This window comes from Mesorhizobium sp. LHD-90 (genome assembly GCF_030929505.1).
Taxonomy (GTDB): domain Bacteria; phylum Pseudomonadota; class Alphaproteobacteria; order Rhizobiales; family Rhizobiaceae; genus Kumtagia.
On sequence record NZ_JAVFVV010000008.1, the window covers coordinates 93,218 to 106,741 of the forward strand.

The following is a 13,524-nucleotide window of genomic DNA, read 5'->3' on the forward strand; positions in this document are numbered from 1 at the left end:
GATGCGTTTTATTCGCCGCGGCGAAAGAGTCAAGCCTTTAGGCGGTCTTGTTCAAAGGCGAGTGAGAAGCCTCCACAACCAGCGAGCGCGATAGTCGTTGCCGTCGACGCGGCGTGGCGCCGCTACTCCGCGGCCAGCTTATCGTGCCCGTCTTCGTGGCCGTGTGCCGATTCGATGGCGCGACGGGCAAGCACCCTCACGTTCTCGTCGCCTTCCACCAAATAGCGCTCAATGTCGTCGCGGAACCACCATGGCGGATAAACGACGCGATTGGTGATCTGGCGCGCGTGATAACGATAGTCGCGCGACATGCGGTCGCTGCTCATGAAGTAGATCCAGGCGGCCGCACGCTCCTTGAGATCCTTCGCCGCCGAGATGCGTTGCGAGAAACGAAGAATACGGCGGAAATGCAGGCGACTTTTGGGCACGACGTGGCCGATCGGATAATCTATCGGCGCGAAATGGCCACACACGACGCAAGGAATGCCAAGCAGGCCGAGTTCGGCCGAACTGGTTCCATTGTAGATGACACCCAGATCGATCAGCCCGTCGAGGTCCTGCAAATCGAACCAGCGGTGGCCGAGAACGATAACGTTTTCCGGCAGGTCGATCTCGATCAGATCCTGGAAACTTTCCGTCAGGAACACACCGATGTCGTGGCGCATCTCGTGCGGATGCGGCTTGATCAGCAGCAGCGTGTTGCTGCCGCGCACCGAATCGATAGCGTGGTTAAGCCAGTCCTTCATGTTCAGATGCGCCGGCCCGCCGTCGAAGGGGACCGCCGAATCGCAAACCACCTTGCCGAACAGGCAGGCGACCTTGCCGCCGTGCTCCCGCCATTCGCGGATGCGCTCGAGGCAATCGACGGCTTCCTGCGGGCGCTCGGCCTGGCCGCCGGTCGAGCGGCGCGTCTGCGCCACGTCCTGGATGGCCTGCCACATTTCCGGGCCGCGATGCTTGTTCTCGTCGTAGAATTTGACGAACTCGCGGGGGATCGGGAAGCTGGCTGTACGCAGTTCGCGGTGCAGCGTGATGTTGCGAACCGTCGTCTTGGTCGAGACCACGGAGGTGAAGTTCGCAAAATAATTCTGATAGCCGTTGGCCGAATGGATGCAGAAGAATTTTTCCGGATCGCCGAACTCTTCCAGGTAGAAGCGGACGATGGCGTCCGGCAGGCGCGACTGCTGCAAAACCATGAAACCGCAGTCGATGCCGGCGCTGACCAGCGATCGGTTGATGTTCTCCAGGACGACCGCTGTGAGGCGCGTCCATTCCACCAGGCGGCCGAGGAACTTCTGCAGCACAGGGCACGTGTAGTCGACATTGTAGCGGCGGCGGTTGATCGCCGCCTCTTCCCACACGATATGTTCGAGATCGATGTTGTTCCAGCGCAGTTCGCCCTGCGCGACATTGGCTTCGAAACCTTCGATCGGTTTCAGGAATCGTTTCGCCTTGCGATCGAATTCGCACTCCGGCGAGATGCAGCCCAGGAAACGGTCGATTTGCGGGTTGCCGGTCTTCTCCAGCGGCATGACGCCCTTGACCAGCGGGATGACCGACCATCCCATCTTCTTCATTTCCATCAGCACGACGAGCGGATACTTCCGCAACTGCTCGAAGGAGCGCGGCGCAATGAAAATGACGCCTTCCGGTTGCTGTGGCTGGGGCACGCGGGAGAACCACTTGGCCGTTTCCGCCGCGAACTCCAATTCACCGACCCTTCGAATGAGGTTCCAGCTTGCCCGGGGATCGATCGAATGCGGCCGACACAGCAACGTCTCATGAACCCGCTTAACCAGGATGGTGGCGCGTTCGAACTGCCCGTCGCGCTGCAGGATTCGGCCATATTGCAAAAACGCTTTGGAGCGCTTTTCCTTCTCGGGCAGGCCTTTGACGAAATCGTGCGCAACGTCGTAGCGCTGCGCATTCAGCGCCCACAAGAAGAAGTCACGGATTTCGTGCTCCTTCTGCGGTTTGCGGGATGCACCGGTTAACAACGATAGCGTGATTTCCTCATATTTGGCCGCGTTGCTTTCGACGAGCGCTGCGGCGATGAGCCAAAGCGCAGGAATGGCCTTCGGTTTCTGGGCAAGATAGAGAAGCGCCTTTTCGAAACGAGCGACGTCGCTGGGCAGGCCGAGATCGCGCGAGATTTGCAGCGCAGTGCGCAGCAGCCTGGCAAGCGCCAGCGTCTTGACGCCCAGCTTGTCGATTTGAGTCTGGATCACCTTCTGGCCGGTGATCTCCAGCCAAAGGGGCCGTATCTGCTTGAAGCAGATACGGGCGAGACGGTGCGACTCCTCATAGCTGGGAATACGGCGGATGCCTTGCCGAAGCATGGCGTTGATCGCCTTGAATTTTCCCGCAAGATCCTGCGCATCGTCGAATTGCCGCTTGCACACCAGAAGGTAGCGATCATGCTGCCGCCCTTGGATGAGGCGCTCGGCGAAGACGAACTTGCCGTCATCTTCGTTGCCGGTGGCGGGCGTCACGATCGTTTCCGATTCGGCCGCGACGTCCTGCTCGGCGCCTCCATCCGGTCCACTCGCGGACGCGCCGTGGTCGTCCTCGCCGGAGGAGCCTTCTTCCGACTTAGTGCCGCCGCCCGACTCATCCGCGATGCTAGCGGCTTCGTCGCCCGCGCCACTGTCCTCCTGGCCATCGTCGCCGCCGCCATAGCCATCGCCGCCGTTGGCCCAAGTCATGTTGTCACGCGAAATCTCGTCGACGATGCGCCACGTCTTGTTGAGGCTGTTGAAGCGCCGCGTCTCCTCGGGCGTGGCATGGCCCGAAGCCATCGCCTTCTGGCAGTCCTGGATCGCCTCCATGACAAAATCATGGGCCTCCTGGTAGGCGCCCGATTTGGCGAGCGTCGCCACGTGGAGGTAGATAAGAAATGCGCTTCGCGGGAACCGCTCGAGGGCTTCCCCTGCGGCGGCCCGTATGGTCTCGCGGCCTTCGTCGCTGACCAGCAATTCACCGATACGCCGACCGGCCGAGGCTGGTGCCGCAGCACGAATGGCCTCCAATTGGGCGAGGCCCTCGAGCATCACGCGGACGTCGTCCGGTCCGGCATTCTTCAGCCGGTTGGCCACAAGGCCGGTGGCAAAGATCCTCCTCGTCTTGGACAGGCCAAGCAATCGGATGGATGTGTCGAAGAACCGTTCCGTCTGCGGCTTGTCATAGGCCTTTTCGGCGAGGCTCTGGGCAGTCTTGGCAAGTAGGATACTGGTACCCTGCTGCAGGCTGAGGGACAGTTTGGTCAAGCCGCTGCGTGAAGCCAAACGTTTGGTTTGTCGCGCAATTTGCTTACGGATGACGCCCATATCGGATCTGACCACTTTACCGATTCAATTTGCCATTGGGCAAATCACCCACGAATGGCGAGCGATCCGCCGCCGGTGACAAACGCGGCGCATCGCGTTCCGACGGCCAGTCGGTAGCCGATATGAATCGCTTCCGCAAGGGCACAAGCATCAACCCGCGAAACCTCTCGAAGATCATCCGAAACCCTTTCGCGTGTATTCTCAAGTTTGGCGCGAGTGTAGGCTCTTGCCCTACAACACACCAGAGGGATTCGCCGCCCCCTGCGAACCTTTGATTGCAATGGCGCCGGACCGAACCGTACCGATTTCCCCGCATCCTCTCCTGCCTCTCGCCTTGCATTGTCGAACTCCTGAAAGAAGGAGATGCCGCGACAGGGATCGCGCGATCAACGGGAACGTCGCCGCACCGAACCTCCTGGCGAGGGAGTGTCGCGCCGGTATGGCGAGATCGGGGCGGCCGGTGGAATTCGTTCGGTTTTGCAGAAGTATCCTTCACCCCGGCCTCCGGATTGTGGCACGCTCATCCTCGTGCGGCCGATCGCCGGCCTCGCGGCGCGGTCAGACTGTTGCATCCCGTTTGGCGGACGGCAGATGGCATACGCCGCTGTAGCGGGCATGTTTTGCGCCCGGTGACGCGTTGTCCTCGTCCGGATTGCCGAATCCCAAAGAAGTCGCCACAAGCACCGAATCCCGGACGGAGCGCTTCATGCTGAAAATTCTGCAGATCTCGGACATCCACCTGATCAGGCCCGGCGAGATGCTATTCGGCTCGGACCCGCTGGCGCGCCTGGAAGCCTGCATCGCCGACGTCAACCGCAATCATGCCGACGCCGACCTCGTCGTATTCAGCGGCGATCTTGCCAATGACGGCCTCCCTGAAGCCTATGCAGCGCTCAAGGAGCGGCTCCCGGCGCTGCTGCCGCCCTATCGCCTGATGCTCGGCAACCATGATCACCGGGCAAACTTCCTCGCGGCGTTTCCGGAGATTCTTGCCGATAGCGGCTTCGTTCAGGCCAGCGTCGACATAAAAGGCACGCGGCTGATCCTGCTCGACACGCTGGAGACCGGCATGGTCGAGGGCCGGCTGGGCGGCGGCCGCCTCGAATGGCTGGACGCAAGACTCGGCGAGGCGGAAGGCCGCCCGGCGCTCGTCTTCACCCACCACCCGCCGGTCGACATCCACATGCCCGCGCTGGACAATTGCCGGCTGATGGACAGCCAGCCCCTGCTCGGCGTGCTGCAAAAGCATGGCAATGTGCGCCACATCTTCGCCGGCCATGTTCACCGGCCGGTCTGCGGCAGTTGGCATGGCATTCCGTTCAGCGCGTTGCGCGGCACCAACCACCAGTCGGCTCCGGTCTTCGCCGGCAAGCACCGGGTCAATCTCGAGCCGCCGGCCTACGCCATCATCCTGGTCAGCGACGGCAGCGTGGTCGTGCACTACCACGATTTTTTGTACAGCGACTGAGCCGCCTCAACCGGCGGCCGCCGCGGGCCGGGTCGACTTCCAAAGCAGAAGAGTCATCACCGTCACGTTGAGCAGGTTCCAGGCGATGCCGTTGAGGAAGGCGGCTGCATAGGAGCCAGTCATGTCGTAGATCCAGCCGCTCATCCAGCCGCCCAGCGCCATGCCGATGATGGTCGCCATGATGACGATGCCGACCCTTCTCCCCGCCTCCGACGCCGGCATGTATTCGCGCACGACGATGGCGTAGCAAGGCACGATGCCGCCCTGCGACAGTCCGAAGACCGCCGACACGACGTAAAGCGACGCCAACCCGTCGAAAGGAATGTAGAGCAGCAGCGACAGGCCCTGCAGCACCGAGCCGATGAGGATAGTCTTTATCCCTCCGATCCGGTCGGCGACGAAGCCCGACGCCATGCGGCTGACGATGCCGGCGGCGAGCATGATCGACAACATCTCCGCCCCTCGCGCCACGCCGTAGCCGAGATCCATGCAATAGGCGACGATATGCACCTGCGGCATCGACATGGCGACGCAGCAGCCTAGACCCGCCACCACCAGCAGCGCTTGCAAGGTCTTTGGCGAGACCGCGATCGGCGTGACCGGGCGCGCGCCGGGCGCGATGCCGGCGGTGTGCGTCGGCGCGTCCCGGCGCAGCAGGAAGGCCAGGGGCACCATCGTGACCAGGCAGACGACGCCGAGCGCCGCATAGGTGAAACGCCAGCCTTCGGCTTCCATCGCGTAGGGCATCGCCAGCGGCCACAACGCGCCGGCGAGGTAATTGCCGGCCGCGGCGGCCGAGACGGCGACGCCGCGCCGGCGCCGGAACCAGTGCGAAATGTCGGCGATCAGCGGGCCGAACATGGCCGACGACCCCGCCCCGATCAGCACGCCCTGGACCACGGCGAGTTGGGTGATGGACGTGGTCAGCGAGGCCAGCACAAAACCGCCGCCGAGCATCAGCGAGGTTACCAGCGCCGGCCGCCAGTAGCCGACGCTGTCGATCAGCCGGCCAATAATGACGTTGCCGAAGGCGAAACCCAGCATCGTCGCCGTGTAGGGCAGCGAGGCGTCCGCCCGGTCGACGCCGAACTCCGCCTGCACGGCCGGCAGCACCACAACCACCGCCCACATGCCGGCGCCGCCGATGGTGGCGAGCAGCACGCTGATCGCCAGCCGCGTCCAGGCGTAGCGGCCGTCGATGTCGGAAATATCTTGCAGCCGCTGTGTCTGGTCCATGTCCTATGCGTTTCGCATCCCGGAATCGTCGTTTTGATCGATGATCGGGCCGATGCGACCGATGCGTCAGCGCCAGCCCCGCGTTTCGACCACGCCAGACATGATTGGGTTGCAGGGAAAATCAGTCGTTTTGGCGCAGGCGCGGGCCCTTGGCGTCGCCGCCAGCGTCAATCGGAGCCGGCGCAAGGTCGAGATCGGCGGTTTGGTAGAAGGAATAAGGGCTGGGTCCAAAGTCGATCGACAAATTGAAGCGCGCAATATCGCCGAACTCGCGCTTCAGAGTGTAGGTAGCGTCACGCAGCACGACCTTTGCGGGTTGCGTGTCGCGAATCGCCCGAAGGATGGCCGTCGGCGCCGAGAGCCCGACCTGCTCCGAAAAAAAGCGAACGAATTCCTGTGCTTGTTCGAGTATGGGCGTGCCGTTGGCGGGGTCCGGCAGATTGATCTTCAGCCGCGCATTGCCGATGCGCTGGCCGCCCCTGCCGCGCAGCATGTAGAACAGGCTGTTGGACATGGTATCGACGATGTCGGCCTCGTCGGTGCGCGCCATGCATTCCCAGCCGGTGCCGGCGACTTCAGCCCCTTTCCAGCCGAGATTGGCGAAGCCGGCCCCGTCGAGGCTGTCGCAGATGCGTTCCGGATCCCAGCCGATCAGCGGCCGGAACGGATGCGGGTTGTCGGCGCGAAACGAGAGAAAGCCGGGGCGGAAGCGGGCCGGCCCGGGCGCCGCCGGTATCGCCTTCGTTACCGTAACCGGTTGATCCGAAAGCGTTATCACTGTCTGCACCGGGTCCTGACGAGGCGCGGCCTCGGGCATCATCGACACCAGAGCCACCACCGGCAGCACAAGCGAAAGACCCATCAACGGCAGAAGGATCGCCCGCGCTTTCGTCGATCGCGCGTCCTTTCCCCCGGCAATTTCGGGTTCGCTCGGCATGTCCCGTCTCGTTCCTTGCACGGCTTCGGCTGCCGCTCCGGGCAGGACACGGCATCAGGCAAGTTTCGTCAGCTTGCCCTAATTATCGCTAAAGCTTTTGCAAGGGAAACAAGGCGTTGGCGCGGCAACGCGGGAAAACCGCACAAGACGCCACAGTTGTGTGAAGTCCGTAAAATCGTGTAATTTCAAAGTCTTGCAGCGTGAGGTGCGCGAAAACAGCGCCGTGGGCTTCACGAGGAGCCCTTTTTGGCGGGCCAAACCGTCCATTTCCGGCGTTCGAGCATGGCGGGGCGGCACAATCGCTTCAACCCGCCGCTTCAACAAACCGGGCGGCACGATTGCCGCCCGGGACGAAAAATGCAGACCCCTTTCTACAGGATCACAGGCCCTTTTCCTTGAGGACCGCCTCGGCGTTTTCCGCCGTCACCTTTTCCGTAGGCAGCACGATGGTCTTCTCGACCTTCTCGCCATTCAGGTGCTTGATCGCCTGGCGAAGGCCCTCGGCGCCCGGCGTCGCATATAGGAAGGTGGCGGTGAGTTCGCCGTTCTTCACCCAGGTCACCCCCTCGCCCGGCAGCGCATCGATGCCGATGAACTTGATCTCTTTCTCGCGGCCGACATCCTTGGCGGCGAGGTAGGCGCCATAGGCCATCGGATCGTTGTGGCCGTAGACGAGGTCGATCTTCTCGTTGTTCTTCAGCGCATTGGCCATGAGGTTGTAGGCCTGGTCCTGCTTCCAGTCGCCGGACTGCTTGTCGAGCAGATATTTTATGCCCGGCTCCTTGTCGGTGAACTCGTGAAAGCCGTTGTGGCGGTCGTGCGCGGGCTGCGTACCCATGCCGCCCCAGATCTCGACGACGGTGCCCTGCGCCTTGCCGGGCCCGCCGAGCAGTTCAACCGCATACTCGCCGGCTGCCTTGCCGATCAGAACGTTGTCGCCGCCGACGAACTGCGTGTACTGGTCGGTTTCGACGTTGCGATCGAGCACGAAGACCGGGATCTTGGCGTCGATGGCCTGCTGGACCACGCCGGTCAGGCCGGCGGATTCCTTCGGCGAGACGAGCAGCGCGTCGACTTCCTGGCGGATCAGGTTCTCGACGTCGGCGACCTGCTTCTCGGTCTTGTCCTCGCCGTCAGTGATGATCAGTTCGACATCCGGGTGTTTGGCGGCCTCGGCGATGATGTCCTTGTTGAACTGGGCGCGCCACGGCTCGATGGTGGTCGCCTGGGAAAACCCGACCTTCCACTTCTTGTCCTGCGCGAAGGCGTCGCCGCTCCCGGCAAGCATGGTGCCCGACACGAGCACGGCCGAAAGGGCGGCAAGTCTGAACAGGTCACGGCGTTTCATTTGGTGTTTCCTCCGATGTTTTGCGTTGCCGTTTTTTGCGGCGGCCGCTTTCGCGCGGCCGCGTCCTTTTGCGCCGGCCGGCGAACCGAAAGGCGCAGAAAGCTGAGGAGATCGGCTGCGTTGCGCTCCTGGACGAGCACGGTGCCGATGATGATCAGGCCCTTCAGCACGAGCTGAAGGTTGGAATTGATGTTGTGGAGTTGCAGGATATTGGAGAGCAGGCCGAAGATCAGCACGCCGCAGAAGGTGCCGGCCATGGAGCCGCGCCCACCCATCAGGCTGGTGCCGCCGATGACCACGGCGGCGATGGCGTCGAGTTCAAGCCCGGCGCCGGCGTCGGGTTTGCCCTGGCGGTACTGGGCGACATAGAGCACGGCGGCAATACCGGCGAGCAGCCCCGAGACGGCATAGGTAGCGATCTTGACCTTGCCGGCCTCGATGCCGGACAGGCGCGCCGCCTCCTCGTTGCCGCCGATCGCATAGACGTAGCGGCCGAAGGGCGTGAAGCGCAGCACGGCGGCGTAGATGACGATCGCAGCGATGAAGAAGATGCCCGGCATCGGCACCACGCCGAAGACCAGCGAACGCAGATTGTCGAACTCGGCGACGGCATTGGAGCCGGTGTAGACTGGCAGCACGGCATTGTTCTGCCCCGCCGTCAGCCTGGCGATGCCCAGCGCCGTCACCATCATGGCAAGCGTGACGATGAAGGGCTGCAGGCGGCCGCCGACGATCAGCAGGCCATTGATGGCGCCGAAGCACAGGCCGACGCAGGGCGCCACGATCAGCACGCCGAGCACGCCGAATTTGGTGGTGACCTGCGGCAGCAGGAACCAGATCAGCAGTCCGGCGAGCGCCGCGCCGACCGCAAGCGGAATGACGATGCCGCGCGTCGCGTCGAGCGTCAGGTCGCGGCCGACCGCCGCGCCGGCCCGCGCCTTTTCAATGTTGGAAAAGACGAAACGGACGACCGAAAAGCCGATCGCCAGCGCGACGAGGCCCGCCATCGGCAGACCCATCGCCGCCGCCGGCGTATCGCCCTCGACCGTCAGCAGCATGGCGGTGACCACTGTGCAGATCGCCATCAGCGAGCCGACCGACAGGTCGATGCCGCCGGTGATGATCACCGCGGTCATGCCCGTAGCAATGAGACCCGTGATGGAGACCTGTCGCAAAACGTCGAGCAGGTTGCCATAGGACAGAAAGATGTTGTTGCCCTTGGAACTGACCGGCGAGGTCAGCACACCGATCAGGAAGATGGCGATCAGGCCCCAATAGAGTTTTGTGCGGGACAGGAAGCGCAGCGCTGTCATGCGGCCGCCTTTCCACGCACGCCGCCGTAAGGCGCGGCAAGCTGCATGAAACGCTCCTCGCTCGCCTCGGCGCGGGTCATCAGGCCGGTCTGCCTGCCTTCCGCCATGACCAGGATGCGGTCCGACAGGAGCAGCAATTCCGGAAGCTCGGAACTGACGACGACGATCGCCAGCCCCTGCTCGCGCGCCAGCCGGAAGACCAGATCGTAGATTTCGCGCTTCGCCCCGACATCGATGCCGCGCGTCGGCTCGTCGAGCAGCAGGATGCGCGGCCGGGTCGCAAGCCACTTGCCGATGACCACTTTCTGCTGGTTGCCGCCCGAAAGCGTTCCGGCAAGCTGACGTGTGCTGCTGCACCGGATGCCGAGTGTATCCACGGCCCGGCGCGCCAGATCGCCTTCCGCGGAAAACGACCGGACGCCCAACCGCGACAGCCGGCCGACCAGCGGCAGCGCGACATTGTCGGTGATCGACGATTGCAGGTGCAGACCCTGCGATTTCCGATCCTCAGTGACGAGCGCGATGCCGAGCCGCCTCGCATCCAGCGGCGAACGGATGTCGACCGGCTCGCCGAAAAGCCGCATCTCGCCGCCGACGCTGCCCGCGGTCGAACCGAAGATCGATTCGAGGATCTCGGTGCGGCCGGAGCCGAGCAGGCCGCCAATGCCGAGGATTTCGCCCGGGCCGAGATCGAAGCTGACACCGCGCAGAACCTCGCGCCAGCCGCGCCGATGCGGCTTGGACAACGTCAGATCTTTGACGGAAAGCACCGTTTCCCCGCCATGTATCCGTTCTGCGCCGGTGGCGGCCAGCAGGTTGCGGCCGACCATAGCGGCGATGATGCGGTCCTCGTCGAGATCGGCGATGTCGCGTGTCAGCACATGGCGGCCGTCGCGGAACACGGTGACCTGGTCGGCGAGATGCATGACCTCGTCGATGCGGTGCGAGATATAGACGATGGCGACGCCCTCGGCGGCAAGTTGGCGGACGATCTTGAACAGACGCTCGCATTCGGCCGGAGACAGGGCGGACGTCGGCTCGTCCATGATCAGGATGCGGGCCGAAAGCGACAGCGCCTTGGCAATCTCGACAAGCTGCTGTTCGCCAACGCGCAGGCCGCCGACCCGGGCGTCCGGGTCGAGCGCTATGCCCAGCCTCGCAAGCAGTTCCTGCGCGGCGGCGCGCGAGGCCTTGCGATCGATGAACAGCCCGGCGATGCGCTGCTCGCGTCCCAGAAAAATGTTGTCGGCGACCGAAAGCTCGGGAACCAGGTTCAACTCCTGGTGGATGATGGCGATGCCTTCGGCTTCCGCCTGCCGCACATTGGCGAAATGCACCAGCCGGCCGTCGAGGCTGATCTCGCCGTCATAGGCGGTGTACACGCCCGACAGTATCTTCATCAGCGTCGACTTGCCGGCGCCATTCTCGCCCATCAGCGCATGAATCTCGCCGCCCCGAAGCTCGAAGCCGACCTCGGCCAAGGCGGCAATACCGCCGAACTGCTTGCTGATGGCGGAAGCAACCAGCACCGGGCGCCGTCCGGCATCTGAATTCTGATCGCCAGAAGCGACGGAAAGCGGCTCTCCAGTCATAACAACCGTGGCCTCCCTTCCACGTCGTCACCCTTGTGGAAAGCTAATCTAAACGTTTCGGGATTGTCAATCCAACGCGCTGTCCGTTTGCGGCAATTGCGGAAGATGCTGCACTGCAAACAGCCAAACGCTTGCAAAACAGTCAAAAAATGCCTAGTCCTCCTGAAACGGGCACTTCTAAACGTTTCAAGAAATGAACGAATCCCGCCGCCGCAGACGATCGGATGTGCCGACGATGATCGATGTCGCGGAAGCGGCCGGCGTGTCGGTCGCCAGCGTTTCCGCCGTGGTCAACGGCAATGCCGTCGTCAGCCCGGAATTGAAGGCGCGGATCGAGCGGGTGATCGGCGACATCGGCTACAAGCGCAACGCCATCGCCCGCAGCCTGAAGATGGGAACGACGCACACGATCGGTCTGACCGTGCCGCACATCACCAACCCGTTCTTCACCGACGTCGTTTCGGTGATCCAGCAAGCCTTCGACCGCGCCGGCTATGCGGTGATGCTGTTCTGCACGGACGAGGACCTGCACAACCAGGACGAACAGATCCGGCTGCTGCTCGACCGCATGGTCGACGGGCTGATCGTGGCGCGTGTGGGCGACGGGGCGAGTTTCGGGAAGGTGATCGCAGGCAGCGGCGTGCCGGTCGTGCTGATCGACCGCCTCTGCGAAGGCATCGAAGCCGATGCCGTGGTGCTCGACAACCAGCGGGCGGTATTCGATGCGATTTCCTACCTGATCGGTCTCGGCCACCGTCGCATCGGCTATATTTCCGGGTCGCTCGACACCTCGCCCATCCATGACCGGCGGCTGGGTTACGACCAGGCGCTGCGGGCGGCGGGCCTGCCGGTCAGCGAGGACCTCGTGCGCACCGGCGATTTCCGCGAGGCCGGCGGCTACAAGGCGGCGATGCAGCTCCTGTCGCTCGCCGACCGGCCGACCGCCATCTTTTCCGCCAACAACCCGATGGTGATCGGCGCGATGAAGGCGATCCGAGACCTCGGCCTGTCCTGCCCGAAGGATGTCTCGGTCGCCTGCTTCGACGACTTCCCCTGGGCGGACGTTTTCCAGCCGCAACTCACGACGGTAGCACAACCGGTGCGCGCCATCGGCGAGCGGGCCGCCGAACTGCTGCTCGACCGCCTTGGCGCCAACCGCAACGCGCCGCCGCGCACCATCACGCTGCAAGGCAGGCTGATCGTGCGGAATTCCTGCGCGCCGAGGATGGGGTGAGCCTTTCTGACGGCCGGCGAATGTGCTGCGTCATTGACCTCGCAGCAGGGAACTGAACTTTTCGAGATCGATGTTACCGCCGCTCAACAGGATGCCAACCCGCTTGCCGGCTGTGCCGATCGTTCCCCCCATGACCGCGGCCGCGGCAAGACATCCGGTCGGCTCGACCAGGATTTTCATGCGTTCGGCGAAGAAACGCATGGTTTCCACCAGTTGCGCATCGGTGACCGTGACGATGTCGTCAACGCTGCGTTGCAAGATCGGAAAATTGTGGTAGCCGACATGGGTAACGAGCGCGCCGTCGGCGATGGATTTCGGTACCGGGATGTGGACCACCTCACCCTTGCGCAATGATTGTTGCCCGTCATTGCCGGCCTCGGGCTCGACGCCAATGACGGCAGAGGCTGGCGACAACGCACGAGCACTTAGCGCGCTGCCTGCAAGCAGACCGCCGCCTCCAAGCGGCACGACGAGCAGATCGATTTCTCCGACTTCGTCGATCAGTTCCAGCGCGGCGGTGCCTTGGCCGGCAATCACATCCGGATGGTCGTATGGCGGAATGAGCACCGCCCCTCGCTCCGCCGCTATGCTTCGACTTATCTCCTCGCGGTCTTCCGTGTAGCGGTCATAAAAGACGACATCGGCTCCATAACCCCTGGTCGCCGCCACTTTCACCTCGGGCGCGTCTTTCGGCATCACGATGGTCGCCTCAACGCCTTGCAGCTTTGCAGCGTAAGCCACTGCCTGAGCATGATTGCCTGACGAAAAGGCCACGACACTTCTACGAGGAGAGGATGGGTCCAGCGTGGCGATCGCATTGAAAGCGCCGCGGAACTTGAAAGCGCCGGCCCTCTGGAGATTTTCGGCCTTGAAGAAGAGGGTCGCTCCCGTCCGCCGGTCCGCCGTTCGCGACGTCAGGACGGGCGTGCGGTGGGCGGCGCCGGAAATCCGCTCTTTTGCAGCCTTGACGTCATCGAATGTCGGGATGCGCAGAGTGGTGGACGTCGGGTCGGTCATCAGAAATTCCACATGCTCCTGTGCCGCCCGGTCGCGATGGCATCGGGCCGACG

At 63.3% G+C, this 13,524-nt stretch carries 9 protein-coding genes; 2 read left to right on the top strand and 7 right to left on the bottom strand.

Annotation, left to right across the window (positions count from 1 at the left end; genetic code table 11):
• Positions 1-122: 122 nt before the first annotated feature.
• The gene (locus RB623_RS13035) at positions 123-3,266 is read right to left on the bottom strand and encodes a hypothetical protein (RefSeq protein WP_308057272.1); all 3,144 of its coding nucleotides are present in this window, start codon (positions 3,264-3,266) and stop codon (positions 123-125) included.
• A gap of 766 nt (positions 3,267-4,032) precedes the next feature.
• Between RB623_RS13035 and RB623_RS13040 the strand changes: the two genes are divergently transcribed.
• Positions 4,033-4,794, top strand: coding sequence for a phosphodiesterase (locus RB623_RS13040; protein WP_308057273.1), 762 nt, complete (start codon positions 4,033-4,035; stop codon positions 4,792-4,794).
• Between the two features lie 6 nt (positions 4,795-4,800).
• Here the strand turns inward: RB623_RS13040 and RB623_RS13045 are convergent, their stop codons facing one another.
• The 5 genes from RB623_RS13045 to RB623_RS13065 all read right to left on the bottom strand — a co-directional run bounded on the left by RB623_RS13045 (position 4,801) and on the right by RB623_RS13065 (position 11,220).
• Positions 4,801-6,030 (bottom strand): MFS transporter, encoded by a 1,230-nt coding sequence (locus RB623_RS13045; RefSeq protein ID WP_308057274.1) that lies wholly within the window; start codon positions 6,028-6,030, stop codon positions 4,801-4,803.
• Between the two features lie 121 nt (positions 6,031-6,151).
• Complete coding sequence (locus RB623_RS13050) at positions 6,152-6,967, bottom strand: DUF6030 family protein (protein WP_308057275.1); 816 nt, start codon at positions 6,965-6,967, stop codon at positions 6,152-6,154.
• Positions 6,968-7,346: 379 nt separating this feature from the next.
• A complete protein-coding gene (locus RB623_RS13055) occupies positions 7,347-8,315 on the bottom strand; it encodes a substrate-binding domain-containing protein (RefSeq protein WP_308057276.1) in 969 nt (322 codons plus the stop codon).
• Complete coding sequence (locus tag RB623_RS13060) at positions 8,312-9,628, bottom strand: ABC transporter permease (RefSeq protein WP_308057277.1); 1,317 nt, start codon at positions 9,626-9,628, stop codon at positions 8,312-8,314. The genes RB623_RS13055 and RB623_RS13060 overlap by 4 nt, the downstream gene beginning before the upstream one ends.
• The gene (locus RB623_RS13065) at positions 9,625-11,220 is read right to left on the bottom strand and encodes a sugar ABC transporter ATP-binding protein (RefSeq protein ID WP_308057278.1); all 1,596 of its coding nucleotides are present in this window, start codon (positions 11,218-11,220) and stop codon (positions 9,625-9,627) included. Before RB623_RS13065 ends, RB623_RS13060 begins: the two co-directional genes overlap by 4 nt.
• Positions 11,221-11,455: 235 nt before the next feature.
• Between RB623_RS13065 and RB623_RS13070 the strand changes: the two genes are divergently transcribed.
• Positions 11,456-12,454, top strand: a complete 999-nt coding sequence (locus tag RB623_RS13070; RefSeq protein ID WP_308057280.1) for a LacI family DNA-binding transcriptional regulator — start codon at positions 11,456-11,458, stop codon at positions 12,452-12,454.
• A gap of 30 nt (positions 12,455-12,484) precedes the next feature.
• Here RB623_RS13070 and RB623_RS13075 read toward each other — a convergent pair whose 3' ends face one another.
• The gene (locus RB623_RS13075; protein ID WP_308057281.1) at positions 12,485-13,471 is read right to left on the bottom strand and encodes a threo-3-hydroxy-L-aspartate ammonia-lyase; all 987 of its coding nucleotides are present in this window, start codon (positions 13,469-13,471) and stop codon (positions 12,485-12,487) included.
• Positions 13,472-13,524 lie beyond the last annotated feature (53 nt).